Genomic DNA, 25,018 nt, shown 5'->3' with positions numbered 1-25,018 from the left:
CCGAATGATCGGAGGCTCTTTTCGTTTTTTTTGAACCTATGCTTACCGTCGCGGACGGAAGCGTGTGTTCACATCTTCGTCGTCACCACGGCTCTTCTTGGGGAAGCTGCTCGGAACTTCGGGGGTCTTCGGCTCAGCGCTTCGGAACTCGGCTTTCGGCTCGCTCGATTCTACGGGCGCTCGGTCTCGGTCTCGACCACCGCGATCTCCACCACGGTCGCCGCCCCGATCTCCACGATCGCCACGGTCAAATCCACCACCGCGTCCGCCGCGATCTCCGCCACGTCCACCTCGGTCTCCACCGCGATCATAACCGCCGCGTCCACCTCGGTCTCCGCCGCCTCGGCCTCCGCGATCTCCACCGCGTCCGCCACGATCTCCGCCGCCGCTACCGGGAGGAGGAGGCGTTGCTGCCTCGTTGTCGGCAAGGGAAGGCAGTTCCTGCGGAACGCCGATCGCCGTCAAGTTGATGCGGCCCATGCTGTCGACCTCGTGAACCTTAACTCGGACCTTATCGCCAACGTTGACGACATCTTCCGGCCTTCGGATTGGGTTCGGCGTAAGCTGCTCCAAGAGGACCATGCCCTCTCGGCCTGCGATGTACTCGACCATCGCGCCACGGCCCATGAGTCGTGAAACCGTTCCCATGAACTCGGAGCCTACGGTAACTTCGTCGGTCAGCGACTTGATAATCGAAATCGCCTCGTCGGAAGCGGTTCCGGTCGTGCTTGCGACGAGAACTCGACCATCCTGCTGAACGTCGATCTCGACTCCGGTGGTGCTTGTGATCTTGCGGATCGTCGCGCCTCCCGGTCCGATCAAAGCGCCGATCTTCTCGGGGTTGATCGTCAGGGTCACAACGCGAGGAGCAGAAGCTGCATATTCGGATCGCGGCTGAGCGATCTCAGCGTCGATCACGTCGAGGATCTGCATTCTCGCTTTCTTCGCTTGAGCAAGCGCATCGGAAAGAACCTTCTCAGGAATTCCATCGAGCTTGGTATCAAGCTGCAAAGCGGTAATGCCGTCTCGCGTTCCAGCGACCTTGAAGTCCATGTCGCCGCAGAAGTCCTCCATTCCCATGATGTCCGTAAGAACTTTGAACTTCTTACCGTCCGACATCAAGCCCATCGCGATTCCAGCGACAGCGGCCTTGATCGGAACGCCTGCATCCATGAGGGCGAGGGTCGAACCGCAGACCGACGCCATCGACGTCGAACCGTTGGACTCGAGCACATCGCTCACGAGGTGAAGCGTGTACGGGAATTCAGGATCGTCAAACGGGAGCACGGGAATGAGCGCTCTCTCGGCAAGTGCGCCGTGGCCTACTTCGCGTCGGCCTGCGCCGCGCAACATCCGAACTTCGCCGACCGAATAGGGCGGGAAGTTATAGAAGTGCATATAGCGCTTCTCGTAGTTGTCCTCAAGAGCATCGACGAGTTGAGCATCCTTTGGCATACCCATCGTCAAAACCGTCATGACCTGTGTCTGGCCACGTGTGAACAGACCCGAACCGTGGACTCTCGGCAGCATTCCAGCGGCTGCTTCCAGATTTCGGATCTCATCCAGTCCACGACCGTCCGGACGCGTGTCTTCTTCGATGATGAGCTTGCGCACCATCTTTTTGACAACCTTGTCGGCGGCTTCGGGAAGCTGCTTCTGAAGCTCGGGCTTGTCTTCGTATTCCGGTTTGTACTTGGCGACGATCTCTTTGATGATGTCGTCGAGCGCGGATTCGCGAGTGGCCTTGTCGGGGTTGATGAGAGCGGCCTTGATGGACTTGCTCTCTGCCTTTTCGATCTTGGCGACCATCGCCTCGTCGGTTTCGTAAAGGGTGACTTCGCGCTTCGGCTTGCCCGCTGTCTTGGCGAACTCTTCGAACTCAAGGCAGATCACTCGGATCGCGTCTTGAGCAAATTTGAGCGCCTTGACCATATCGGCCTCGGACACTTCGTTGGAGCCGCACTCCACCATCGAAATCGCTTCCTTATGTCCGGCGACACAAAGGTCGAGATCGGACTCCGCAATTTCGGCGTGGCTTGGGAAAAGAATGAACTTGCCGTCGATACGGCCTACACGGACGCCGGCAACCGCTCCTCGGAACGGAATATCGGAAATCGCGAGGGCACAGCCAGCGGCACAGATTGCAAGAACGTCCGGCGGACACTCAGGATCGACCGAAAACGGCATCGCGATGACTTGAACGTCGTTTCGCAGGCCTTTCGGGAAGAGCGGTCGGATAGGACGGTCGATCAACCGGCTGGTGAGAATAGCTTTGTCGCTCGGACGTCCGCCGCGCTTGTTAAATCCGCCAGGGATTTTGCCGACAGCGTACTTGCGCTCTTCAAAATCGCAAACAAGAGGAAGGAAATCAATGCCTTCCTTAGCATTGCGGGACATAGTGGCCGTAGCCAAGACAACCGTTTCGCCCATTCCGAACAAAACGGAGCCGCCTGCCTGCTTGGCTACGCGACCGGTTTCGATGTTAAGGGTCTTTCCCTCAACCTCGAATGAATGACTGTGAATCAATGGAGCCTCCTAACGAGGCTTGACTTCACGAATACCTAGAGTCTTGATCAGTTCGCGATACTTCGTAATATCCTTTGCTTTGAGATAGCCTTCAAGACGTCGGCGTTTACCGACCAATATCATGAGACCTCGACGACTATGAAAGTCCTTCGGGTTCTTCTGAAGGTGTCCCGTAATCTGTTGGATACGAGCGTGCATCACAGCGATCTGCACTTCTGCAGAACCAGTGTCGCCGGGTTTCACGGCGTGTTCGCTAATGATCTGTGACTTTTGTTGCTTTTCCAGCGGCATTCTGTAGGAAGTTAGCCTCCGTCTGTCTCAAGGCCCCCAGTTCGATGCCGCTCTATGCAACCACTCTCAAGTGACTCCATACAACGGCAACCATCATCGGTGGCCTTGGGTCGAAATAGTACCTGAGTGGAGGCACATTGTCAATGAGGCTCATCCTGGGACCAACTCAGGCACGTCGAGGCTGCCTCGCGCGTCACCTATAATGGACGCCTACCCATGCGGAAACCGAATTTTGGAGTGATGACCCTGTGCCTATGCATGCTCTTTGGCATCGGCATGATGGTTCGTTGGTTAGAACCCTTTGTGCCGCCTCTCCCCACGAACCGCCTCCAAGACGAATCCGCACCCTTCCTCCGCCAAGCGATGCGCTCCATCATCGACTGGCACCCGATGTCTGAGGAAGCTTTCGCAAAGGCCCGTCGTGAGGGGAAGCCCATCATGCTTGTGATTGGGGTCTCGTCATCAAGCCTTGGTTGGACCATCGAAAACCAAATCTTCACCGATACCGACGTGGCGAGTTTTATCAATCGACACTTTGTCTGCGTCCGAATCGACTCCCAGGACTCGCCGCAGTGGTTGAGCACATACCTCCCCCTTAGCAGGGCACAAACAGGGCTTCAGAGGGGATACCAAATCTGGTTTTTAACCCCCGATGGGCGCTATTTCGACAGCGCAGCTAACTTTGGAACAACCGTTCCTGCGGTTTGGCCTGCTTTGCTTGACCTTCTCGAAGGCCAACTCGATAAGTATTCGGAACGTGCATCAACAACTCCTCAAACAGAGGTGACATCGCCGCATCAGCGCGACATAGAGCTTCTGACTCATACACCCCAGGTCGGCTTGCCTGACTTTCAGGCACAGGCCAGCGCTATCTCTGCGCTGGCAGACATCAAGAATGGCGGATTCCCGGTTTTTGGGCGTACGACTTTGCGTGTCGGCGCCTTTCGGTACATCTGCCTTCTCGACGATGAAAACGCCTTCCGAGCTTGGATGGATCCCTTGCTCACCAGTTCTATTGTCGATTGGATGGACGGCGGGTTTTTTGTCGCCCTCAATAACTCGAACGGATTGGTTCGGCCCGACTTCGAAAAAAATTCTCTTGAAAACGCTGAAATGATGCAGGTGCTTGGTCTGGCATCAGCACTCTTCGGTGAAGGACTCTATCGGCGGTTAGCGCTGAGCACCTACGATCAGTTTCAGGCGCAATGGGATTCGCAAGGCTTTGTGTGGGCATCGCGGCTTTCTGACGTACGTGCTGATGGAAGAAGTCCAAGCGTGAGTTTCCCGCCCCGGCTTTTGCGAGAAACTCTCAAAGGAAGCGATCTTGACTTTGCCCGCGACGTCCTCGGCCTCCGAGTAGAGACGAACCCTGCGATGACGCTCGTATTGCGTGATCCACGAGCGGCTCTGGAATCTGCGCGATTTGAACCGGTTCTCAGCAAGCTGCGCTCCGCACGCAGCAAAGAGCCCAAAAGCACAGGAGAGCTTTATCTTGATGTCAACGCAACCGTGCTGGCCCGGATGCTGCAAACCGCCCGCATGATCGGCGACGACGACCGCCTTCAGCGCACCCTGCCATTTTGGATGAACATCGACAGGTTCAGAGTTGCCGACGATGTGGTCCGTACGATAGGCCGAGAAGACCCGCCGCGTGCCTATCTTGGCGATTATCTGGCTTATGCCGACGCCGCATTGCAGGTTTTTCTCTCGACGGGGGACCCGCAAGCATTTCAAAACGGGTTGCGCGTACTGCTCCGTGCAAAAGAGGTTTTCGTAAGCTCAAGCGGCGTTTGGAACCTTATGATTCAGGCTCCCGAACAACCCGGACCGGTCGATGTGATGACACCAGAAATCCTCGACACCTATAAAGAGTCTTGCACGGCAACCGCGATCCGACTGTGCAACAGCTACTCACGGCTTTATCGAGATGCAGACCTAGCTCCGGACAGTGACCGTGTGAGGACGGCTTTTCACCTGAGTCAGACGGCTTTTAACACGATGACTCGATTCGCTGGACTCTCCGAACAGATCGCGTTCTTTGGGTCTGGCTACTTCTGCGCCTCCCTTGGGCTCATGGATGATGAACACGCCATTACAGTTGGGCCACAGTCCGTCTCGCTTGCAAAAGAGCTCTTCATGCGCAGGCCGAGTCGGCTTGTCGCACCCGCAACCGGCGATGTTCGGCCTGACCTTCAAAAGCGTAAGCCCGGCGTCTATGTCATCTCTGGCGATAAAGTGACTGGACCTATGACGGTCGATCAAGCAGTGCGCGAAATGCCCGCACGCCTTAGGCTTCCGACAAGGTAGGGTTTGCTTTTCCACCTCACACTCAGCTTCTTGTGAACAGTGAAGCACGCTTCAACGGTCGGTGTTCTCAATGGGCGCTCAAGTTTCGCGAACAGAGAGTCCCCCTGGGGTGAATTTTGCAAGAGAGTCTGCCATAATCTGCCCTCGGAGAGGTCGCATAGTTGGTCTAGTGCGCCGCACTCGAAATGCGGTGTAGGGCAACCTACCGTGGGTTCGAATCCCACCCTCTCCGCCACTCCGATTTTGGATTTTAGATTTTGGATTTCCCCTGCCTCGCCAATCCAAAGGATTGATCTGGAAGGGGAAACACTCTAGCCCTTCTCGCAGTGCGCCTTAAATGCTCCGAACAGATAGCTCCAGCCCTGATTCATGCTGGCTTCGCCCTCCTCTGAGACTCGACCCAGAAGCGAGTCCGTCATCTTAAACTTCGTCTTTGCGTCCCCATCCGCTTCGAGCTCTAGATGCAGCATTGTCAGCGTGGGGCCACCAAACGCAGGGGTCATGTATCCGATGAAGTCCATCGACTTTTCAGGCGCAATGGCGATCACCGTCGACCAAAGAAGGCTCTTGCCGTCCTCAGTCTGTTCATACAATCGTCCGCCGACATGTGGCTCAAATTTTATTGGACCACCCTCGGGATAACCCAAAAAGTCGCCCGGCCACCAGACCGGTAGCTCGTTGAGCAAGGAGTTCCAAACCCGCCCGATTGGGGCATTAATGTCGAGTTCAAGTTCAATCTGTTTGATGACTGCCTGTTCCATTCTCTTCCTCCGCGATGCGTTTGAGCCTAAACGCGGCTTCGGCAATTCGAGCAGTGTGCCCGTGAACCCACCGCTCCACGATCGCCTGCAATGGGGCTGGATTCAGATAGTTCTGCCGTACCCTTCCCTGCTTGCGCGGGAGCACAAGTCCACACCGAACCAAGATCTCAAGGTGTTTCATTACCGTGCATCGATCCAGGTTCGGAAAAGCTTCGACAAGCTCACCGGTCGTCCGTGGCTCATCGCGTAACTGGTCCAAAATCGCGCGCCGTGTCGGATCGGCCAGTGCCTTCCAGACATCCTCCGCCATCGCACAGATATGTTACTAAATAGCAACATATCTTGTCAAGAGTAAGTTGAAACAAGATCACATGAATGCGTAGTCGCAGGCAGTAGCCTGCATTCGCCGGATCAGCTCCTCCGGCTAATTGCCTATGATTGTGGGGGAGGCAGGATGGACAGCATGCCTCCCCGTGGCAGATTCACGATCATGCAGCTGCCGATTCGCGGCAAATTTCCGCGCAGTCTCGGCAGCTCTGAGCGCAATGCTTGCACATCTCGTGGTCGTACTTATCACACTCGGCAGCGCATTTTTCGCACATCGAAGCGCACTTTGAACAATTGTCGTTAGAGCCCCGCTCCATCGCCTGAACGGTTCGCGCACATTCCGAAGCGCACATCTCGCATGCACGAGCGCAATCAACCATCTCTGGCTTGTCGGTCATGCCTCGACACTCCGAGGCGCAGGATCGGCATTCCTTTTCACAACTCGTACAGGACTCGATACATCGGTCAAGAGTAGCTGTATTTGCCATTATTTTCTCCTTGCGTCGGCCGCCCGACGCACTTACTTCTCCTTACGCGCAATCGTAGGAGAACAACAGCTAGTTCATTTTTTATTGCTGCTCGAAATTGAATATAGGAATAACGTGGCGTACAAAACGTGTTTGATTCTATGGATTTCCAGGCCGGACCTTCACTGCGTTCGCTTGCGCTGGCTGATGCTCATTGGAGTACTGCCAAAGCGCTCGGTCTAGAGTGCGCATGTCTACGTTCCAGTCTTGGGCAAGCTGCCTGACTGAGTTGACGTAAGACTCCCAAAAGTCAAGCGAGTAGACGGTCCCGTCGTCAAAGCCCATACTCCACAGAGCGCGAAAGTCAAGAATCGGGTAGGGGTCATCATGGAACCAGTGGAGAAGGGTTGACGCGACCGGCATGCCCACTCCGACCAATGCTTGAGGGATGTACACAGCCAGCCGAATTGACTTAGTCTGCAGCATGCTTCGTGTAACTTCTTGGACAAGCGCATCGGTGTTTCGAGCGATCTTGGGGCGAATACGAGGTGATTTCCAGTTGCCGACCGTTTTGAGGTCGTCAAGTGTGAGACAGCCGCGAGATTTCACAGCAGGTACAAGTGCAGAAACGCTTTCTTCTAACGGGTAAGAGTAGCGTGAACAATATGAGGCCAAGTCTTGCTGACTTAACCTCACGTTATACGAAGACATTCATCCTCACCAATCAAAAGTCAAAATTTGCGATGTTTGACTTGTCAAACGTCGTCAGCGGGCTGATGTTGATCACATTATTCGTGCCGAACTTCTGCTTGCCCAGCTTCGGATCGTCAAACTCCACGCCATCACCTGGAGTGAGCTTGCCCTGCTTGATCGCGATTGCGACGTTGCAGCAAAGCACGCCCATATCGCGCGGACTCCAAAGCTGAAACGCCTGGATCACGCCGCCTTCTACAAACTTCTTTAGCTGGTTCGGGGTGCTGAGGCCGGTCAAGAAGAGGCCGGCTCCCGAGGCCTTCGGTCCACCCGGAAACTTGCCGGATGTCTCTAAGGCCTGGGCGGCGGCGGCAAGACCGACGCTGGTGGGTGAGATCACACCACGCAGATTCGAATGTTTGGAAAGCAAAGCCTCAAACTCGGTCGCGCTCTTTTCCGGCTGATCGTCACCATAAACCGTATCCACCAGCTTCATCTTCGCGTACTTGGGCTGCTTCAGCGCCTCTTGCATGACGGCGATCCAAGCATTTTGGTTGGGGGCGTCGTGGGTGGCGCTCAAAATTGCGATGTCGCCTTCGTAGCCGATTTGTGAACCTAAAAGCTCCACTTGGCTCTCGCCGATCTGCTTGGCATCGGGAGAAAGAACACATGCCTCTCGATGCGACTCGTTTCGGGTGAGGTCAGAATCGACGGTTACAACCAAAATTCCGGCTGCCTTCGCCTCGTCCAAGACCACGTTTAGAGCGTCTGGACTGTTTGCCGAAAGCGCGATCACGTCCACTTTGCGCTGGATCTGCTCCTTGATGATCGGGATTTGAGAAGTCGCATCACCTTTTGCCGGAGCGACAGTCGTGAACTCACAACCCGCTGCCTTTGCCGCCTCTTCGAATCCCGCCGAGACCTGGTCGAAGTAGGGATTGCCAGAGTTTTTCGGGATGAAGACGATCTTCAGCTTTTGACCGGCGGTTGGTGTGCCGGATGTCGAAGATTTCAGTTCGTCGGCGGGGCGTTGGCACGCAGCCAGGACAAGCGCGGCGATCGGCAAAAGGAGCAACAGTTTTCGCATGCTGCGCTTATTATTCACCAGAGGAGGCCTTCACTCCTGCCACAACCCGACGGCTGTTGCCACCAAGCCGACTCGTGAGCATAGTGATGGCAACCGCCACGATCAAAAGGGTCCCCACAACTGTCATCTGCACCTCGGCAGAGATGTTCGCCAACCCCATCTGAACCCGAATAATCGCAATTAAGAATAGCGCGAGCATGGAGCCCAGAACAGACCCTCGCCCGCCGTAGATGCTCGTCCCACCAAGGACCGTCGCAGTGATCGCGTCAAGTTCCAAGCCAGGGGCGACGTCGTAGCGCGCAACGCCCAGCCGCGAATCGATAAGGAGGCCGGCGACGGCAGCGAGAAATCCTGCATTTACAAACACCCAGAATTTCACCGCTTGGGTTGGCACGGCGGCAAAGTAAGCGGCATTCTCGTTGATTCCGACCGCGAAAATCCACCTTCCTGTGATGGTTCGATGCAGGACAAGCCCAAGAATCAGCGCGATCATCAACACAATCCCCATCGGCATCGGGACGCCGAGTAGAGGGAAATCCAGCTTCTCCAGCCCGACAAAGGATGCTGGAAGCGGCACCGAAGCAGCTCCCATCCAGGCTTGAGCTATACCGCGATAAAGGGCAAGCGTTCCCAGAGTCACCAGGAAAGAAGGCAGTTTGGCGTAGGCTACCAGCAGGCCATTGAACGCGCCGAGAAGCCCCCCGACGGCAAGGCCAATGATCATCGCTGCCGGGATCGGCATCCCTGAGTCGGTGAGCTTTGCCACTGTACAAGCCACCAATGCCATGCTGGAGGCCACCGAAAGGTCAATGTTGCCCGTAATGATGATGAACGTCATCCCAAGCACGAGTAAGCCTGTCTCGGCGTAAAGCGAAGTGCTGTCGAGCAGATATCGGAGGTCCAGAAAGAACGGCGAAAGCAAGATGCCGATTCCAAAGGCGATAGGCAAGAGCAATGCCGGGATCGCTTCTGGACGCTGGAGGAACTTCCTCATGCAAAAGCCTCCCCTCTGCGACGGCCCATCAGCGCATCGAACCCAAGCGCGAGTAAGATCACCGCGCCGTACACCAGCACTTGCCAGTCGGCGGCGATGCCAAGCACGGCGAGCGCCACATTGACCACTCCTAAAAGCACACAGCCCAGCACCACACCAAGCACCGAGCCCGATCCGCCCCGCACATCGCACCCACCGATGACGGTCGCGGCGATGACCGTCAGTTCATAACCTTGCCCTACCGAGCCAGGATTCACAAAACCAAACCGCGACATGTACAAGATCCCGGCAAAGCCAGCGAGCGCCCCGCAAAGTACATACGCAAGCAGTACGCTTCGCCGCACCGGGACGCCACGGAGATGAGCGGCTTCTGGGTGGCTTCCGATGGCGTAAAGATTGCGCCCCGTCGTGGTGCGGTGGGCAAAGATGTGTCCAAGCACAGCCGCCAGCAAGGCGAAAATAATCAGCCACGGGAGGGTGACTCCGCCAATGTGTACCGGACCATTTTTCGACCAGTCGGTAATGGCCGTTGGGATGTGATTAGAGTTCACTTGCTCGCCGCCACTGATGATGAAGACCAAACCGCGATAAGCGCTGAGAGTGCCGAGCGTCGTGATGATGGGAGGGATTTTGACGAAGGCGATGAGGGAACCATTGATGAGGCCCAATGTCGCTCCAACTCCCAAGCTCAATCCCGCGCCAAGGGCAATGCTCATCTCGGGGTTTGATCGGAAAAGCATCCCGACGATAATGCCGGACAGTCCGAGAATTGACCCTACCGACACATCGATCCCCCGAGAAACGATTACGAACATCTGCCCGACCGCCATCACGGTCAGAAGCGGAATCCATAGGATCATGCTGCTGATCGAGGAGGGGCTGATGAGCCGAGGCTCCTTCATCGCGCCAATGACAAGCACGACGATAATGAGGGCAAGTGTGCGGGCTTCGCGGCTTCTGAGCAATGCCGAGAGGGGATTAGCCCGCATGAACGGTCTCCCCGGCAGCCGCAAACATGATGCTCTCCTCGCTTGCTTCATTGCGGTCCATCTCCGCCACGATCTGCCCAGCTCGCATCACCAGCACCCGGTCAGCGACCGCCAAGACTTCGGGCAGGTCGGAAGAGATCATCAGCACACCAAGGCCCTGGTCGGCAAGCTCGCGCAAGAGTCGGTGGACTTCGGCTTTGGCTCCCACATCCACCCCGCGCGTTGGCTCATCGACGATCAGAATCTTCGGCTCGCAAAGGAGCGATTTGGCAAGGACCACCTTCTGCTGATTGCCGCCGCTTAGCTCGCGCACGGGCTGCATCGGTCCGATGCAGGCGATGCGAAGCCGCTCGATCCATCCCTGCGCCATCGTGCGCTGATCCTTCTCCCGCATCCAAAGGCACGAAAGCCGCTTGAGAATCGGGAGCGTAGCGTTCTGAGCGATGTCCATCGCCAGAAGAAGGCCGTGGTGCTGGCGGTCTTCGGGGACGAGAACGATCCCTTGCCTGAGTGCGGCTTGAGGATTCTTGACCGAAAGGGCTTGTCCCTTCAAGGAGATTGAGCCCGAAGCTCCCGAAGTAACCCCGGCGATAGCGTGGGCCACGTCGGTACGTCCCGCCCCTACTAACCCCGCCAATGCCACCACCTCACCCTCCCGCACCTTCAGGCTCACCCCATTCACCCGACCGGGGACACTGAGGTTCTTGACCTCCAAAAGCGTTTCGCCGGGCTCTTTTCGCGCATGCGACGAGGGCTCGATGTCCCGCCCCACCATCATGCGGATGATCTCCGCTGGGCTGGAGTCCTTCTCCATGACTTCTCCAACCTTCTCACCGTCGCGCAAGACCGTGACCCGGTCGCATATCGCAAACACCTCTTCCAGCTTGTGACTGACAAAAGCCAGCGCACAGCCCTGATCGCGTAATCTCCGTACGATGACGAACAGCTCTTCGACCTCTTTGGGGGTGAGGGAAGCGGTGGTCTCGTCGAGCAGGAGAACCTTGGCGTCGTGGGTGAGCGCAGCGGCAACCTCGACCATCTGCTGATCCGCGACCGAAAGCCCTTTCACCTTCTCGGTCGGCTTAAGCTTCAAACCCAGATTCGCCATCACCGCTTCGGCACGGGCGTTCAGCGCCTTCCAATCGACCAGCCGCGTGCCCGTTCGGGGATGGTTGCCGACAAAGATGTTTTCCGCGACCGTGAGATCTGGGAAAGTGAGCGGCTCTTGGTGGATCAGGGCGATTCCGTTGGCAGTGGCTGCGCTTGGCCCATCCATCCGCACGGGTTTGCCCTGGACAAGGATTTCCCCACTAATGGGGCGATGGACGCCCGCGATCAGCTTGGCAAGCGTGGACTTCCCCGCCCCATTCTCGCCAGTGATTGCGTGGACCTCGCCGGGCCGCAGATCAAGATCGACGCCCTTGAGGACCTCCACACCGCCGAAAGCCATCGCGAGCCCGCGCACAGAGACCAGCGGCTTACCATCCGCCATGCCTTCGGTGGTGCCCTCGCCGCGCATGGTGCATAGGATACAACGCGACCAAACGATTTAAACCCTAACTCCCTTGCAATTCTTGCCCGAAAACTCTTTGCGCGATAATATCTCGCTATGCCTGGCAATACCGCCGTGAAAACGGCTGAAGAGTACATCGAAGGGTTGGAAGAGCCGCGCAAGTCTGAGATCGAACGCATTCACAGGCTGATCCAAGAGCTCGCCCCCGGCCTCAATCCCCACATCCGTTCCGGCATGATCGGCTACGGAACCTACCACTACAAATACGACTCGGGCCGAGAGGGAGACTGGTTTCGCTTCGGACTTGCCAGCAACAAGAACTACATCTCGGTCTATGTCTGCGCAGGCAATGAGAACGGATATATCGCAGAACAGTACAAGGATCGCCAGCCGAAAGCCAGCATCGGAAGAGCTGCTTTCGGTTCAAGAAGTTCGGGGACCTCGACGAAAACGCCTTCCGGGAGATGATCCTGGAAGGCGTCAGCGCTCACTTTGAGATGTAGCCCGCTAGCTTCGTCGCTTTCGCCGCATCAGGGCAAGCGCGCCCACACCCAGAACTGCAAGCGTGGCGGGCTCGGGCACCGGAGTGTAGGCGATGTCGAGGAAGACCGGCAAGTGGCCTCCGCTTCCGGTAGCTGTGTTCTTGAGCGACTGGGCGATCGAATCGCCGACCATCGTGTTTCCGGTGACCGTCAGCGTGGTATTGAAGCTGGTGCCGTCGTTGCCCCAAGCGCGGTAGGAGTGGTTCGGGTCGTTCCATGTAGAGGTGGAATAGGCGATGTTCGCGTTGCCGACATAGTCGGTTCCCACGCCATCGACCAGCCCGCCGCCGACCAGAATCTGATCGTGCCGGTCGTCCATGCCGCCCGACCCTGTCGGGTCTTGCGTATGCACAAACCGGAAGGAAGAGTTGCCGTTCCAAGAACCCGGCGTTCGGATCGGATCGACGAACCGTCCCCGGTTGTTGGCCGAAGAGCCGACCATCGTCTGATAGGGAGCCTGGTTTGAGCTTTGCGTGTTCGTGTCTCCGCCGTAGAGGAACTGATAGTTGCTGGGCAGCGCGTTGGCATCGTTGCGGATCGCATCAGCGGTCGGCTGCCTTCGAGCCTGGTCTGCCGAGCTTGAGCCCGCCTTCATGTGGTTGCCGTAAAGGGCCAGAACTTCGCTGGAGTTTGCATTGCCGAGAATCTTAAGGTCCCAGCGGTAAGCGTGACGCGGTGCCTGGTTGGAGCCGGAGCCTACGGTTCCTGAGGGGCTGACGTTGATCGGTGCGCTCAGCAGATTGAACTTGGAGGTGCGGTAGAAGAACACGCTGTCATTGGAGCCGTTGATTCCTGACAGCGAAAAAACCGTGTCCGATGACGCTGCCCAGTCTCCCGGCGATCCGGCTGCCGTATTCAGCGCCGTCACGAAGGCGTTGGCGGCGGAGACGCTGGCAAACTCTTCGCCCAAGATCGCATCGGGGCGGAAGCTCCGGCCCTGGAAAGTGCCGTAGACCGCGTTCTGTATATCGGACACTCGCCCCCCGGAATAGTTGCTGACGTTCCAGGTGGCGATGCGGACCGACTGTCCAAAAGCGGTCGTGCTGATGACGGTGAGAGTGACGAGAGCGGCAAAGCTGCGTGCGCGGGTGCTATCCATCTTCCTTTTTCCTGCAAGATCAAGCCACGCCCTGCACGGTGTCCCGAAGCTCAAGCGGGCTGAAAGGGCCGGATATCCGGCCCGACCGCAGGATTCTGAAGCCTGATTGTTAAGAGAAGGAAAAGAGAGACCTTGCTTAACGGGTGGATAATGCGCTGTGTCAGCGTTCAAGCTGGCTAAGGATCGTCGGATCTTTGATCTTGTCGTCGTCAGCAAGCATCAAAGCCTTGCTCAGAATAACCGCCATCGTCCGATCTCCCTCAAAAGGCAGATAGATCGTCTCTGTCTTCAGTTCCTTGTCCGGCGCCGACACGATACACAGATACTGATCGTTCGGCTCCATGAGAATGTTCGAACTGCCTAGATGAATCTTGTAGGTGCGTCGCTTGCCCCTTACAACCAAGAACCTGCCATCGATATGCGCAACATTGGCGAGGGACAGTCGAGGAAGGAGCCTTCCCAGAATCGCCTTTCGGGTCTCTGCCGTAGCCGACAGGTCCCCAAAAGAGAATGATTGCCAGTATGCGCCAAAGCCCATTCTCTCGCCTTGGTCAAACCAGCTCGCGTCGTTTCCGACGCTGCAAACGCCGACAAAGAGGTCGACATCGCGCAAGACTTCGGAAAAGACTTTCGCCGGAATCTCATCAAGCCTGACCGCGTTGTTTTCCAGATCGAGAAACCGCAGCTGGTCCGAGATGACGTAGGTGGCGATGCCAGACTCCGACGTCATCATCGCCGGGTCGTTTTCGGAGACTTCGACGAAGTATTCAGCCCGCAATCCATGCTGGCGCAGAGCCAGCGTCGGTATCGACTGCGAGTCGAACCAGCCCTGCAGCTGATATCTCCATCCTCGGGCGCGCATCAGCGCGGCGCATTGATGCTGCTTGAGCACGTGCGCGGCAAATCGGTTTGAGTAGATGCCGGTCGTTCGCTCGGCGTCCGTAAGGATATAAACCTCCCTGTGGGCCTGCTTAAACGGCTGCCGGATCTCGTGGTCGACGATGTACTCCCGCCATGCCTCGACCGCGGAAACCCCAGCGTCGAGCGGATGCCAAAGACGAACTTCGGCGTTTTCGTCAAGGCCTTCAATCGGCTTGTCCTCGATATCGAGGGGAACGCCGTCGGTCGCGATACCCAACACTTCACCCTTCGCTGTGAGGAATCGCCACACCAGCCTCCGCGTCATGTTCGCCATGAGAGGATGATCGATATGCCTCTCTCGCCAGAGCGGATAGGGCCATGACCGGTCGATCATGAAGAGCGATTCAAGTCGAGCCTTTTGAGCAGAAAGCGCCGATTCGATCTCCTTCTTTGTCCTCGTCAGCTCAGCAAGCTCTTGCTTGAACTCGGCCTTCACGTGTGCGGGAGCCGATTTCACCGGCTTGCCTGCCTTTGTCCATCGAAGCTCAACCTCGGAGGTGCCGACGATCTCCAGAGTTGCCTGCGAATCTCCAAACCCAAGATTCTTTATGCCCGGAACATCCAGTTCAAAGGTCGGAAGAATGATCTCTTCAAGCTCTTCCAGGGAGATATTCTGCTGTGCTGCGGCGTGGTTCAGTGTGCTCAGCAGGTGGTCCGCCAGGCTCGGCGTCTTGACCTTAGCCCGTGCCTTGGAAAGCTCAGCCAAGGCATAGACTTCCCCCATCTGCTCCAAAGCGATCACGCAGGCGCTGAAGCCCTTCTGCGAGCGGGCTCCGAAGCCTGTGAGCTTATGGTTGCACGCAAGCAACATCTCGCCAAGCAGAAAGGCGGCTCGCGGACTTTTGATCAGCCCGATCATCCAGCAGTATCCGCGCAGCATGCTGCTGTGCGCCGCGTCGACGGGAACCTCCATCTTGCGCACGCCTGCGAGAGACTGCTCGAACAGAGCAAGCAGGTCATTCGTTTCGAAGCGCGCCAATATTCCAGCAGCAACCTTCTTCCACTTTTCGGAAGGCGTCTTCCCGCTTGCAGTCGCGCAATGGCGAATGAACTCGAGCAAGCGTGTCTCTTCAGTTGCCAGGGGAGCCTGCCAAGGTTCGTTGAGTGGGTGAGCGTTGGGGTCCTGGCTTTCGCGCACCGCTCTGAGCCGAGCTAGACTGCGCTGATCTTCCTTGCTGAGATGTGTGCGCCGGGTCTCCTCTTCATAAGCTTCGATTATCGCATCGATAGCCTTTTTTATCTCGGGCGTCAGCCCCTGCCGCTTGGCCGCGCCAACGATCATCGACGTCAGGCTATCCTTGCCGAATGTCCATGAACAAGCCTGGCTGCGCATCGAAAGCATCAGGAGGTGCTGAATCTGCTGCGGGGTGAACTCCGGCTGTCTGCAGGAGAGCATCGTCGCGAGCGAGTATAGGAATGGCAGATCGCCCTGCGTAACAAAAAAATCGTGCTGGCTTATCGGCGTGATATTCGCCAGTCGCTCCCCGATCGCCGTCATCATGCGGCCTCCAGCTTCCTTCGTGCGTTTGAGGATCGGCACAGACGCCTCCACACTTGATGGATCGTAGCCCCAGATAAAGTGGGTCCCATCCTGCTTTCGCCAGGCATCGCTCTGCTCAAGATACAAGGCCAGCATGCGATGCTCTTCCTGATAGTCGCTTTTGGAAAGATCGACCGTCTGCCCCTTCAGGGCTTTAGAAAGGAATGGCAGCCTCATCCTTTACCCGCCGATCAGCGGAACCAGCCGCAGGAAGGACACTTCGTCGTTATCGCGCAGCGTGACGACCTCATCTAGCGATTGGGCCTGCCCCCCAGGCAGCAGCACCAAAAACCTCTGTTTCTCAAACGCATCCAGCGCGATTTGAACCTGTCTGTCCGCATTGATGGGCTTGTATGCTCTCTCCTTCGGTCCGTTCAGAAATGTCTCGACGTCGGTCGGCTGGATCAGGCCGTAAAACCTGGCAGGTCTCTCCCGGTTGTAATTCTCTATCTCCGTCCGTACCCGAAGTGCGATCAGATCTCTAATGGATATCTCGTGGGAGGCAATCTGCAAGGTCAGCCCCTGTATGCGCCCTCCGGCAGTGGATTCATCGACCATCAGTACTTGAACCATTGTTTTTCTCGCGAGTTCGGGTTCGCTTATTCTACGCCATACTTTCCTCTGTGGAGCCGGGGCGTTATCAGAGGTTTTCGCAGCTGCCAGAAATCGGGGAGAGCGGCATCGCGCGGCTGCAAGGATCGAGCGTTCTGATCGTAGGTGCCGGAGGCTTAGGCTGTCCAGCCGCGCTTTACCTTTGCGCAGCCGGGATCGGCAAGATTGCCCTGCTTGATGACGACTCGGTCAGTGAGCCTGATCTTGGCAGACAGGTGCTTTATGGCCCCTCCGACATGGGCATCATGAAGGTTGTTGCAGCCCAGCAGAGGCTAGCGGCTATGAATCCCGACGTACAGATCGAGCCGATCCCGGATCGACTCACTAGAGGGAACGCCGAAATGCTGCTTGAGAGCTGCGACGTTGTAATCGACGGCACGGACTCGCTGGGGGCTCGACGCATCATCAATCTTGCCGCCATATCGCGGAGCAAGCCCGCCGTCTTCGGCGGTGCCGTGGGATGGACAGGATTTGTTCAGACTTATATGCCTGGGGCCGCATGCTACGACTGTGTGTGGACGGATCGAACGATCTGCGGCTCCTGCGCTGAAGTCGGCGTCCTTGGACCGCTCGTGGGAACGATCGGAACGATTCAGGCATCCGAGGCGATTAAGGTTCTGCTCGGGGTCGAAACCCCACTTGCGAGCAGACTGATGCTCTTAGACCTGAAAAGCGGCATCAGTCGCAATGTGGACGTCCGCCGCCGCCCGGAGTGCCCTGCATGCGGGGCACACAAAAATGCCCCGGCAAGTCAATAAGAAAGCCGACGAGCCGGGGCTTAGAAACGAATCTCAATACCGATACATGTCGGTCTTGTACGGACCTTCAACCGGAACGCCGATGTACTTCGCCTGGTCGGGGCGAAGCTCGGTGAGCTGAGCGTCCAGCTTCTTGAGCTGCAGCCGCGCCACCTTCTCATCCAGAATCTTCGGCAGGACGTACACGCCGGGGGCGTATTCGCCACGCTTGGTCCAAAGCTCGATCTGAGCGATGACTTGGTTCGCAAAGCTCGAAGACATCACGTAGCTGGGGTGCCCCGTTCCGCAACCGAGATTGACCAGCCGACCCTTGGCGAGCAGGATGATGCGCTTGCCGTCGGGGAAGATGACATGATCGACCTGCGGCTTGATCTCCTCCCACTGATACTTGTTCAGCGAGGCGACGTCGATCTCATTGTCAAAGTGCCCGATGTTGCACACGATGGCGTTGTTCTTCATCTTCGCCATGTGGTCATGCCCGATGACGTGGTAGTTGCCTGTGCAGGTGACGAAGATATCAGCCTTGTCGGCAGCATAGTCCATCGTCACAACCTTGAAGCCTTCCATTGCGGCCTGCAGAGCGCAAATCGGGTCGATCTCGGTGACCCAAACCTGGGCGCTGAGCGCGCGCAGAGCCTGAGCCGAACCCTTGCCGACATCGCCATAGCCGCAGACCAGCGCGATCTTGCCCGCGACCATCACGTCGGTCGCGCGCTTGATGCCGTCCACCAGCGACTCTCGGCAGCCGTAAAGGTTGTCGAACTTCGACTTGGTGACCGAGTCGTTGACGTTGAACGCCGGGAACGGAAGTTCGCCCTTCTTCTGAAGCTCATAAAGGCGGTGGACGCCGGTGGTCGTCTCTTCGCTGACGCCCTTGATGTTCGCCTTGATGCGGCTGTAGAAGGTGGGGTCGGTGGCGAGTTTGGCCTTGATCGAATTGAAAAGGCAAACCTCTTCTTCGCTTCCCGGATTGTCCAAGACGCTCGGATTGCTCTCGGCCTTGGAGCCGAGGAGGATCAGGAGCGTGGCGTCGCCGCCGTCGTCCAGGATCATATTCGGCGTGCCGCCGTCGGCCCACTCAAAGATGCGGTGGGTGTAGGCCCAATACTCGTCCAAGGTTTCGCCCTTGTAGGCAAAGACCGGAGTGCCCCCTGCCGCGATCGCGGCGGCGGCGTGGTCCTGCGTCGAGTAGATGTTGCACGACGCCCAGCGCACTTCTGCGCCCAGCGCGTTCAGCGTCTCGATGAGCACAGCGGTCTGGATCGTCATGTGGAGCGACCCGGCGATGCGCGCGCCCTTGAGCGGCTGAGAGGAGGCGAACTCTTCGCGAATCGCCATCAGCCCCGGCATTTCGGTCTCGGCGATAGCGATCTCTTTTCGGCCCCAGCCGGCAAGGCCGAGGTCGGCGACATGAAAGTCGGTTTTGATTGCAGTTTCCATCTGTTTATCCTTATCGGTACTTTCGCCGAGCGCCGTTTCACTTTTGGGAGTGCGCGAATTTATTCGCGCCTTGAATCGCGGAACGCCCTCACGCAAGTTCAGTGTAGAGAGTTTTTGTCTGGTTTCTCGTTTAGCGTCTTTGCGCCTTTGCGAGAGACCCTTAAGATTGCTCACGTCCAAGAACCGGCATCGACAGAGCGATGCCCTCCCACAAACAAAAAGCGCTCGCAAATCGAATTCGACTTGCGAGCGCCGTTCGTTTTGGGAATGCGTGAATCTATTCGCGCTTTGAATCTTCCCTCACCGCTGAGCCTGGTGCCGTTTCCGGCATCGCAACGCTCCTCAGCGGACACTCATATTATTCCACAGCTTAGCGTTTCTTCCCCTGGTCCTTTTTCCAGAGCTCGTGCAGAAGCACGGCCTGCCCGCCGTGATAGCTGTCGTGCTCGACGACGTGCGCCAGCACCCATCTCAGCGTGCAGGAGAAGGTCTTCCGCTCATACAGCGTGTCGGCAGACAGGCCCCTCAGCGCCTCTACCGACCGCTCTCGAATGCGGTCCATCATGTCGAAGTACCACTCGATAGGCTCGCGCGGGGGCTCGGGCCATTTCGCTCCATAAATCTTGGTCTGGTCGACCATCAGCCGCTTTATCTCGCCGCGCGGGCGAGCCTTCCCTGCCGCAAAAGTCTCGAACCAGTAGGCGTCCGTGTCCGCCATATGAAGCAGCTCGGCGCCGATGCTGTGGGCGTGGGGATAGGGCTGCCAAACGATGGCTTCGACGGGAGGCTTGCCGAGGTTGTCGCGCCATTCGCGCGTGCTGTCCTGCAGCGCTCCCAGGAGAAGTGCCACCTGCGGGTCAAACCCGTCGGGAATCTGAAGATCGTAGTGCCCTGGCATCAAGCAGAGAATACACAGAAAAGCTGGGGAGGGCAACAGTTGACGAAAGGGCTCCTGGCTAAAACGGTCAGTCAAGCATCATGGCAGTACAGTTTTCCGGCTGATCACCGATCACTGATTACCGATCACGAATCATCCCTTCCGCCACTTCATCAGGATCGACCAGGGCGCACGCAGGTAGTCGTCGCGGTCGGGGGCTTCAGGCAAGGGGTCGGGTTCATCGAAGCATTCCAGGATCATTCCTCGGCTTAGGAATGCCTGCATATACTGCCTGAGCGGGCGGTGGTAGTTGATGATCTCAATCCCCTTCCAGCCCACCACCTGCAGCCTTTCCTCGGAATACCGATCCACCATCGCGTACAGCTTGTCACCGTTCTCATCGCGCTTCCAGGGGTACTCGATGGAGGTCATGAACGGATTGAGCGTGCAAGATAGCAGCCACCCGCCGGGACGAAGAACCCGCACCATCTCGTCCATCGCTTGGTCGAGATCGGTGAAATCCAGCAGGGTGAGGTAAGAGATAACCAGATCGAAGCTCTCCGCCGGGAAAGAGAGACTCTCGACCGATTCGACAAGGTAGCGCCCTGCTGGGTCTTGCGTGCGAGCCGACTGGATGAAGGATTCGATGGGGTCGATTCCCGTCGCTTCATATCCCAAGGCTTGCAACTGGCGGCAGAACCGGCCCTCTCCACAGCCCACGTCCAGCACACTTCTGGCTTGATCGACAGGCGGAAGAGCGTCTTTCATCGCCTTGTCCAAGACCCAGCGGCGAATCCAATCGCCAGCTTCGCCCTGGCTGTCGATCCAGGCTTGGGCCGAGGATTCCCACATGGAGATGGGGTCGTTGGGGTTAAGGTTCATGCGCATGAGTTCGCCACGTTTGACGGCAGGAGCCGATATTCATTGAACGGAGTCCATTATTTCGCGCTTCTATGAATAGAGGATAGGTCGAATGAGCGAGGGCAGCTCTCCGCAGAACGATGGACGCAGGTGGATTCCGCCCCCGTTGCGGCTGGTTGAGGGCGGTCTGGATGAGGATCGCAAAGGTTATGCGTATGTGCAGATACGAAGCGCGGCCTATCAAAGCCTGTTCGAGCGCCAGCTTGAAGCGGAGGGATACACGGCACTGGGACCTGGCGATCTGCCTCCCGCTCCCGTGGACGCGAGAGTTCGCTTCAGCCTGATCCTCACCGACAATCTGCTGCTTGTCAGTGGGGCTCGGGCGGCTGACCGTACCCAGCCACGAACGACGATCTATGCCCTTGTACCCGACCTTGACTTTGCAGTCGAGCTTGCGGAAAAAGCTGGCGCCGATTTGGCGATCACTGTGCCGATGGGAAGCTGGTGGGGCGGCTAAAGCCCGCGAATAGTTTCCTTTGCATGTTCTATCATGGCGGCTCGCTCGTCGTCAGTGGATTTGGGGACGTTGACGAAGCGGATGTCCTGCACCACCTCGATCCCCACGAACTTCATCATGCCCGCCGTCATCGCCGAGTCCAAAGCGTCGTCCAGTCCCGACTTCCGGTACGACTCTGCTGAGCTTCCCATCGTATGAAAGACGACGGCCCGCTTGCCGGCCAGGAGCTTTTCGATGCCGTCCGGACCAGCTCGGAACGCGAAGCCATTGGAGAAGCAGCGGTCGATGTAGCCCTTGAGGATGGCGGGCATGCCGGACCACCAGACCGGATAGATGAAGGTGATAAGGTCGGCCCAAGCCAAATAGCTCTGCTCTTCGGTGATGTCTACCGGAGTCTGGTGTGCCCGCATGCTGACGATGTCTTGCCCGCTCAGGACCGGGTTCCAGTTCAGTGCATAAAGGTCGCGAAGCTTGACCTGGTGCCCGGATTGCCCCGCCGCGTCCAGCACAGCATCACGAATCCCTGCACAGAAGCTGTTAGGGTTCGGGTGGGCAAGGATAACGAGGTGATTCATGGGCTGACCGCATAAGTCTACGCTGTCGAAAGACAGTTTTGGGGCGAACACGTCAAGCTGGCGCATAATCCGGTCAGGATCAGAATTTGATCACCAAAACCTACGAAATCAACATCCGTTGCACGGTTCAGGAGCTTTGGGAGTTCCACTCCAACGCCAAAGTCCTTCAACTCCTTACGCCTCCAAGCAAGAGAATTGAAGCGATCAGCCAGGAGATGGCCGTTGAGCAGGGCGCAATTCAGGAGATGAAGTTCTCGATTTTTGGCATTCCCAGCCGGTGGGTAGCGGAGATCGTGGAAGTGGATGCACCACATCGCTTTGTCGATGTTGCCAAAAAATCACCGTTCGCATACTGGCGACACACGCACGAATTTTTGCCGTCGGTTGAAGAGGGCCTTTCGATCCTTCGCGACACCCTCACGTACAAGCCACCGCCCGGGCCGCTGGGCATCGTTGCCAACTGGCTGTATATCGCGCGCGATCTGGATGCGATGTTCGCATATCGGCATCGGGTGACGAAGGAAAGGCTTGAATGTAAGGATTGTAAGGAGTAAGGATCGTAAGGTCTTTGAGCAAGCGGTACTCTCGTCTTCTCAACGGATTCCTAAGACGACGTCAAGACGCGCAGGACTGTCCTCAACCACCGTTCTCGACAATCCTTACACATTACAACCCTTACCATCCTTACAGAATCCCTGGAACCCCATCCCCATTCAGTCCGTTCCTTCTCCAAGGGGAAGGTGTAGACTAACGGCGCATGATTCCGATCCGGGACAACCAAAAGGGCCTGGCTTTGCCAGTGGTCACCTACACCCTGATCGGGCTGAACATTCTGATCTATCTGTGGGACCGCAATCTAAGCCCATTCGGCCAGTCGGCCACCTTTGCCGACCTTGCCATGCGCCCCCGAGATGTGGTCGATGCCCTGACCATTCAGGGAGCCGACCGCTTTCCTCTCGTCACCATTTTTACCGCGATGTTTCTGCACGGGAGCGTCCTGCACATCGTCGGCAACCTTCTCTATCTGCTGGTGTTTGGCACAAGCGTCGAGTCCGCGCTGGGAGCTTGGCGATACGCACTTTACTATCTGTTTTGGGGCGTGGTCGCTGCTGCAGCCCAGATCTTTGTCGACCCGGCTTCTCAAATCCCCACGATCGGTGCATCGGGAGCCATCGGCGGCGTCTTGGGCGCGTATTTCTTGCTGTTCCCAACTAACCGAATTGAGATCATCATCCCGTTCATGCCAATCCCCTTCGTGGTGAGCGCATGGGTGCTGCTGGGAACTTGGTTCTTGTATCAGCTCGTGGTTCGCCAACCGGGCGTGGCGACATGGGCCCATGCTGGCGGATTCATGGCGGGCATGCTCACCGTCCTGATCATGGGCGGACGTTCAACGGTCTTGAAAGGCCGCGAAAAGGAGTTCGAGGCGGACGATGAATTCGACTAAGTTTGCGCCTATCTGGGCGCTCTTGATTTCGGTGGCTGTATGCGGTCTTGCGTCGCTTTATTCGATGTCGTTTCGATATCGGGTTGAGCAGGCCAATAAAGCGGTCAACTTGTCCGCCGAAATCGACGTCATCGAGATGCTGGGGGCATCCGAAGGCCTCACGCTGGAGCAGTCCTTGCTTAAGCTTAAGGAGTCGGGCCTGAATGCGGTGATTGATTCGGAAGAGTCGATCAACACCCTTTTGAGTGAAGGTCGGATCAGTTTTGGAATGGTCGCGGGTTCGGATGTAGGCGCAGACCTCCCCGCAGGCACAACTCTGATCCAAACGCACGAAACTGGCCTTGTTGAGCGAGTCGTTCGCGGCATCCAAATCCGCGTACCTGGTCAGCGGGTTGTCCTCCAGGCCAATTCCAAGCTCCCCGTTCTTGCGGTTCCTGGCCTTAGCCCCGGATTTTTGCGTGATGTTTCGGTCGGTCTTGATCCAGTGGCTGCCAGTGTCGCCAAAGCAAACGGTTTTCGTCTTATCGCACGGGTATCCAATCCCCAAGGGCTCGCCGAAGCCGGGGTGGTCGACACGATCCGTTGGGCAAGCGAACACGGCGCAGATATCTTCCTCCCCCAAGGGGACCAAGTACTGGGTCGGCGCGAAAACATACCCGCGATGATCGAAGCGATGCGGCAGACTGGGATGCTCTATGCCTCGCCCGAATTCGTCAAGATCGGCGGTGACTCCAATGTCTTGTCTGCTTCACCGGACATCGTCGTTCGATTGCACTCCGCGCAGACCATTGAGCTTGACCGGATGCCCCTTAAGGACGCCATCGATCGCTACAGCCGCTCGGCACGGGAGCGAAACATGCGCGTGCTGCTTCTTCGACCCACAACTCTGTCCTCGCCAAAACCCCTCGGCTCATTTTCGACATTCATTGGGAAGGTTAACAATGCCGTCGTGAAGGAAGGCGGGGCCATCGGCGAGGCCCACCCGTTCAAGGACTCGAAAGTCCCGTCATTCCTCTTCGCCGTCATCGGCCTCGGTGCATTACCCCTCGCATGGTACGTTGCCAGTGGCCTTTTCTCGGGTCGAAAAGTTCTCGTTTTTGCCCTTATTGCAGCTCTGATCCTGACTGGGGCGGCTGTCGATGCCGGAAGAAACTACGCGGCTTTGATGGCGACGATTCTGTTCCCTCTAGGCGCTTACATCTGGCTCGACAAAGCAAGCTCCAGAAACATCGTTTTGCTCACGCTGGGCGTCACCGGTATCAGCCTCATTGGGGGGCTTTGTGTCGCCGGACTCCTTAACGGCTTGCCCTTTTTCGTCCGAGCCGAACAGTTCTCCGGCGTTAAACTCGCCCACTTCTTGCCCATCTTCGTCATCGGCGTGTACTTCTTCATGCGATTCTTCGATACGAAAGCGATTCTCGCGAGTCCGATCACGTGGGGCGCGGCATTCTTGGCGCTTGCCGTTTTGGTGGGATTGGCGTTTATGGCAACACGCACGGGCAATGACAACCCTGCCGGGGTGAGCGGTCTCGAATTAAAGTTAAGATCCCTGCTTGATGCCATCCTTGTTGTTCGTCCAAGAACAAAGGAATTCATGATCGGGCATCCAGCGCTCATCATCGGCATTGGCATGCTCATCATGAGCAAAACAAAAGCTGACTTTCCAAAGTGGCTACCAGGCGCAGCAGCATTATTGTTGGCAGTGGGAGCAATCGGGTCCACGAGCGTCGTAAACACGATGTGCCACCTTCACACACCTGTAGAATTAAGCCTTACACGCGTCGGAGTAGGTCTCATCTCGGGCGGTATACTCGGGCTCGTTCTGTGGACCCTGATCAAGCGCTTGATCCCGCAGGCCGGAGGGCATAACTAAA

The 25,018-nt window shown here is 57.2% G+C and carries 24 protein-coding genes, 1 tRNA gene and 1 riboswitch; of the genes, 8 read left to right on the top strand and 17 right to left on the bottom strand.

Annotated elements, in window-relative coordinates; translation table 11 throughout:
* Positions 1-42 precede the first annotated feature (42 nt).
* Both KF784_12485 and rpsO read right to left on the bottom strand, forming a co-directional pair.
* The gene (locus tag KF784_12485; protein ID MBX3119876.1) at positions 43-2,526 is read right to left on the bottom strand and encodes a polyribonucleotide nucleotidyltransferase; all 2,484 of its coding nucleotides are present in this window, start codon (positions 2,524-2,526) and stop codon (positions 43-45) included.
* A gap of 9 nt (positions 2,527-2,535) precedes the next feature.
* Positions 2,536-2,817 carry a 30S ribosomal protein S15 gene (rpsO, locus tag KF784_12480; GenBank protein ID MBX3119875.1) on the bottom strand — a complete coding sequence of 94 codons (282 nt, stop codon included), beginning with the start codon at positions 2,815-2,817 and terminating at the stop codon, positions 2,536-2,538.
* 216 nt (positions 2,818-3,033) lie between these two features.
* Between rpsO and KF784_12475 the strand changes: the two genes are divergently transcribed.
* Positions 3,034-5,124 (top strand): thioredoxin domain-containing protein, encoded by a 2,091-nt coding sequence (locus KF784_12475; GenBank protein MBX3119874.1) that lies wholly within the window; start codon positions 3,034-3,036, stop codon positions 5,122-5,124.
* 146 nt (positions 5,125-5,270) lie between these two features.
* Positions 5,271-5,359, top strand: a tRNA-Ser gene (locus KF784_12470).
* A 76-nt stretch (positions 5,360-5,435) separates the two neighbouring features.
* Here the strand turns inward: KF784_12470 and KF784_12465 are convergent.
* The 8 genes from KF784_12465 to KF784_12430 form a co-directional block, all read right to left on the bottom strand.
* Positions 5,436-5,885 (bottom strand): SRPBCC domain-containing protein, encoded by a 450-nt coding sequence (locus KF784_12465; protein MBX3119873.1) that lies wholly within the window; start codon positions 5,883-5,885, stop codon positions 5,436-5,438.
* Entirely contained in the window at positions 5,857-6,195 is a 339-nt protein-coding gene (locus KF784_12460; protein ID MBX3119872.1) for a helix-turn-helix transcriptional regulator, read from the bottom strand. Before KF784_12460 ends, KF784_12465 begins: the two co-directional genes overlap by 29 nt.
* A gap of 178 nt (positions 6,196-6,373) precedes the next feature.
* Positions 6,374-6,700 (bottom strand): four-helix bundle copper-binding protein, encoded by a 327-nt coding sequence (locus tag KF784_12455; GenBank protein MBX3119871.1) that lies wholly within the window; start codon positions 6,698-6,700, stop codon positions 6,374-6,376.
* 138 nt (positions 6,701-6,838) lie between these two features.
* Positions 6,839-7,288 carry a hypothetical protein gene (locus KF784_12450; GenBank protein ID MBX3119870.1) on the bottom strand — a complete coding sequence of 150 codons (450 nt, stop codon included), beginning with the start codon at positions 7,286-7,288 and terminating at the stop codon, positions 6,839-6,841.
* 115 nt (positions 7,289-7,403) lie between these two features.
* Positions 7,404-8,459: a substrate-binding domain-containing protein gene (locus KF784_12445; GenBank protein MBX3119869.1), complete on the bottom strand. Its 1,056-nt coding sequence runs from the start codon at positions 8,457-8,459 to the stop codon at positions 7,404-7,406.
* 10 nt (positions 8,460-8,469) lie between these two features.
* The gene (locus tag KF784_12440; GenBank protein MBX3119868.1) at positions 8,470-9,453 is read right to left on the bottom strand and encodes an ABC transporter permease; all 984 of its coding nucleotides are present in this window, start codon (positions 9,451-9,453) and stop codon (positions 8,470-8,472) included.
* Complete coding sequence (locus tag KF784_12435) at positions 9,450-10,442, bottom strand: ABC transporter permease (protein MBX3119867.1); 993 nt, start codon at positions 10,440-10,442, stop codon at positions 9,450-9,452. The genes KF784_12440 and KF784_12435 overlap by 4 nt, the downstream gene beginning before the upstream one ends.
* On the bottom strand, positions 10,432-11,961 hold the full coding sequence (locus KF784_12430) for a sugar ABC transporter ATP-binding protein (GenBank protein ID MBX3119866.1): 1,530 nt from the start codon (positions 11,959-11,961) through the stop codon (positions 10,432-10,434). The genes KF784_12435 and KF784_12430 overlap by 11 nt, the downstream gene beginning before the upstream one ends.
* Positions 11,962-12,051: 90 nt before the next feature.
* On the opposite strand from KF784_12430, the gene KF784_12425 reads away from it, so the two are divergent.
* Positions 12,052-12,423 carry a DUF1801 domain-containing protein gene (locus KF784_12425; protein MBX3119865.1) on the top strand — a complete coding sequence of 124 codons (372 nt, stop codon included), beginning with the start codon at positions 12,052-12,054 and terminating at the stop codon, positions 12,421-12,423.
* A gap of 39 nt (positions 12,424-12,462) precedes the next feature.
* Here KF784_12425 and KF784_12420 read toward each other — a convergent pair whose 3' ends face one another.
* From KF784_12420 to KF784_12410, 3 genes are all read right to left on the bottom strand, one after another.
* Entirely contained in the window at positions 12,463-13,596 is a 1,134-nt protein-coding gene (locus tag KF784_12420; protein MBX3119864.1) for a PEP-CTERM sorting domain-containing protein, read from the bottom strand.
* A 160-nt stretch (positions 13,597-13,756) separates the two neighbouring features.
* Positions 13,757-16,234, bottom strand: a complete 2,478-nt coding sequence (locus tag KF784_12415) for a DUF4132 domain-containing protein (GenBank protein ID MBX3119863.1) — start codon at positions 16,232-16,234, stop codon at positions 13,757-13,759.
* Positions 16,235-16,237: 3 nt separating this feature from the next.
* Positions 16,238-16,630, bottom strand: coding sequence for a hypothetical protein (locus KF784_12410; GenBank protein ID MBX3119862.1), 393 nt, complete (start codon positions 16,628-16,630; stop codon positions 16,238-16,240).
* A 50-nt stretch (positions 16,631-16,680) separates the two neighbouring features.
* Between KF784_12410 and KF784_12405 the strand changes: the two genes are divergently transcribed.
* Complete coding sequence (locus KF784_12405) at positions 16,681-17,427, top strand: HesA/MoeB/ThiF family protein (protein ID MBX3119861.1); 747 nt, start codon at positions 16,681-16,683, stop codon at positions 17,425-17,427.
* A 33-nt stretch (positions 17,428-17,460) separates the two neighbouring features.
* Here KF784_12405 and ahcY read toward each other — a convergent pair whose 3' ends face one another.
* The 3 genes from ahcY to KF784_12390 form a co-directional block, all read right to left on the bottom strand.
* Positions 17,461-18,867, bottom strand: coding sequence for an adenosylhomocysteinase (gene ahcY / locus KF784_12400; GenBank protein ID MBX3119860.1), 1,407 nt, complete (start codon positions 18,865-18,867; stop codon positions 17,461-17,463).
* Between the two features lie 240 nt (positions 18,868-19,107).
* A riboswitch (S-adenosyl-L-homocysteine riboswitch) is annotated at positions 19,108-19,217 on the bottom strand.
* A gap of 20 nt (positions 19,218-19,237) precedes the next feature.
* Complete coding sequence (locus tag KF784_12395) at positions 19,238-19,765, bottom strand: DinB family protein (protein MBX3119859.1); 528 nt, start codon at positions 19,763-19,765, stop codon at positions 19,238-19,240.
* Between the two features lie 132 nt (positions 19,766-19,897).
* Positions 19,898-20,626, bottom strand: coding sequence for a class I SAM-dependent methyltransferase (locus KF784_12390; protein MBX3119858.1), 729 nt, complete (start codon positions 20,624-20,626; stop codon positions 19,898-19,900).
* A 91-nt stretch (positions 20,627-20,717) separates the two neighbouring features.
* Between KF784_12390 and KF784_12385 the strand changes: the two genes are divergently transcribed.
* A complete protein-coding gene (locus KF784_12385) occupies positions 20,718-21,122 on the top strand; it encodes a hypothetical protein (GenBank protein ID MBX3119857.1) in 405 nt (134 codons plus the stop codon).
* On the opposite strand, the gene KF784_12380 is transcribed toward KF784_12385, so the two are convergent.
* The gene (locus KF784_12380) at positions 21,119-21,697 is read right to left on the bottom strand and encodes an NAD(P)H-dependent oxidoreductase (GenBank protein ID MBX3119856.1); all 579 of its coding nucleotides are present in this window, start codon (positions 21,695-21,697) and stop codon (positions 21,119-21,121) included. The two genes, KF784_12385 and KF784_12380, sit on opposite strands and share 4 nt — an antisense overlap.
* Before the next feature lie 86 nt (positions 21,698-21,783).
* Here KF784_12380 and KF784_12375 point away from each other — a divergent pair, with 86 nt between their 5' ends.
* The 3 genes from KF784_12375 (at position 21,784) to KF784_12365 (ending at position 25,017) form a co-directional block, all read left to right on the top strand.
* Entirely contained in the window at positions 21,784-22,251 is a 468-nt protein-coding gene (locus tag KF784_12375) for an SRPBCC family protein (GenBank protein ID MBX3119855.1), read from the top strand.
* A 203-nt stretch (positions 22,252-22,454) separates the two neighbouring features.
* A complete protein-coding gene (locus KF784_12370) occupies positions 22,455-23,144 on the top strand; it encodes a rhomboid family intramembrane serine protease (GenBank protein MBX3119854.1) in 690 nt (229 codons plus the stop codon).
* Positions 23,131-25,017, top strand: coding sequence for a hypothetical protein (locus KF784_12365; protein ID MBX3119853.1), 1,887 nt, complete (start codon positions 23,131-23,133; stop codon positions 25,015-25,017). Before KF784_12370 ends, KF784_12365 begins: the two co-directional genes overlap by 14 nt.
* Position 25,018 lies beyond the last annotated feature (1 nt).

The organism is Fimbriimonadaceae bacterium (genome assembly GCA_019638775.1).
Lineage (GTDB): Bacteria > Armatimonadota > Fimbriimonadia > Fimbriimonadales > Fimbriimonadaceae > JAHBTD01.
Note: the sequence above shows the minus strand (reverse complement) of the source record. Positions and strands in the feature narration are given on the sequence as shown.